Annotated in this window: 1 protein-coding gene; it reads left to right on the plus strand. The window is 41.2% G+C overall.

The genetic code is table 11. The annotated features are described in order from the left end of the window. The first annotated feature begins 276 nt into the window (after nucleotides 1-276). On the plus strand, nucleotides 277-1482 hold the full coding sequence (locus EKM87_RS12290) for an NAD(P)/FAD-dependent oxidoreductase (RefSeq protein WP_002825823.1): 1206 nt from the start codon (nucleotides 277-279) through the stop codon (nucleotides 1480-1482). The last annotated feature ends 269 nt before the right edge of the window (nucleotides 1483-1751 follow it).

Genomic DNA, 1751 nt, shown 5'->3' on the forward strand with positions numbered 1-1751 from the left:
CCGAGGGTTCAAAGGACTCCAGGACACCTTGGAAGCATCATTTATTTAAGTTAGATACATATTATATGTACGAAGGCATTTCATTTACACAAGATTCTTGACGCTACCCTAAATCTGGATCATAGTGATATTTGATAGCTTTGTAGCAGTATGTAAATAAAATTATTATTCTGATAAAAGCAAGCAACGATTGACAATTCTGATCGTTATTTTTCGAATCATGGCGTTTTTATATTACAATGATCCTAGAAAAAGTAAAGTTATGGAGGCGATTAGATGAGTGATTTGGATCAGACAAACAGCTATCGATACGTCATTGTTGGTGGCGGAGTGGTTGCTGGCTATGCCATCAAGGGAATTCGACAGGAAGATTCAGAGGGTGAGATCTTAATTATTTCGCAAGAGGCGGATGTCCCATATGAACGACCGGCACTGAGTAAAAAACTATGGCTAGATGATGAATTTACTGAAGAGAACATTCAGATTGGTGCTGAAAATTATCCCAATGTGACTTTTAAGTTCAAGACAACGGTTACGGCTATTAATCGGCAAGATAAGGTCATTACATTGGCCGATAGTGAGCAAATCAAGTATGAACAGCTATTGCTAGCAACTGGCGGAGAACCTAGACAAATCCAGGGACCTTCTGATCCACATGTGCTAGTCTTTAGACAGTGGTCAGATTATCGCAAGTTACGTAAATTTAGTGGTCCGAACAAGCGAGTTGTGATCATTGGTGGTGGATATGTTGGTACAGAGCTCGCATCGTCACTGACCCAAAATGAGACTGAAGTTACAATGATTTTTCCAGAAAAAGCGCTGGGTGAGGGTAAATTTCCTGAGTCTATTCGGACTGAGTATGAAGCCACGTTCAAACGCAATGGTGTCACACTGATGAGTGGTCAGTTTGTCCAATCATATCAACGCCAAGGTGACCACTTGACTCTATTGACAAAGGATGGTACGGTGATCGCAGCCGATACGATCATTGTTGGGTTAGGCGTTACGCCGCGGATTAGTTTAGCTGAAGACAGTTGTTTGGATTTAGCTGATGGTGGTGTGAAAGTTAATGAGTATCTCAATACTAGTGACCCAGCCATCTGGTCTGCTGGAGATATTGCCTCTTATCCAGATCACATCTTGGGTCGGCAACGGATTGAGCACGTGGACCATGCCCGACTTTCTGGTGAATTAGTTGGCCGTAATATGGCAGGTGCTCACATGAGCTATCAGCATACCCCATACTTCTATTCCATGATTTTTGATATTTCCTGGCAAGCAATCGGTAATATTGATCCTAAATTGCAATTGATTTTTGATCGGCGAACGCATGGATCGCTTGTCTATTTCATAGATACCGATAAGTTAGTTGGTGTTTTAGTTTGGAATGTTAAGGTGAATCTTGATGATGTTCGCGCATTGCTTGCGAACGCTCCAGCTACAGATGATCTGGTGGGCTCCATTCGAGAGAAGAAGGCTTAGTATCTGGATGAGATATCGGTGAATCATTGCGTCATCACGAATGTACTTTAGAACAAAATGGCCATCATTAACGATGGCTCAGTAGCAAATAAAAACTAGCCTTGAGTCATTTTAAAGTGCATGAAGTGCAACACAAAAGTTAGACAAAAGGTAGATTGTAAAATTAATCCGAACGCTGTTCGGACAAAAAAGATCAGCTTCCTTTAAAATGGTGTTTACCACAAACCCATCTTTTAGGAGCTGATCTTTTGTCTAGTATAACCTATTCC

Source organism: Levilactobacillus yonginensis, assembly GCF_003946265.1.
Lineage (GTDB): Bacteria > Bacillota > Bacilli > Lactobacillales > Lactobacillaceae > Levilactobacillus > Levilactobacillus yonginensis.

What these genes read in the sequence shown, in the direction of transcription:
- EKM87_RS12290 (WP_002825823.1), top strand. Translation starts at nt 277, where the DNA reads ATGAGTGATTTGGATCAGACAAACAGCTATCGATACGTCATTGTTGGT.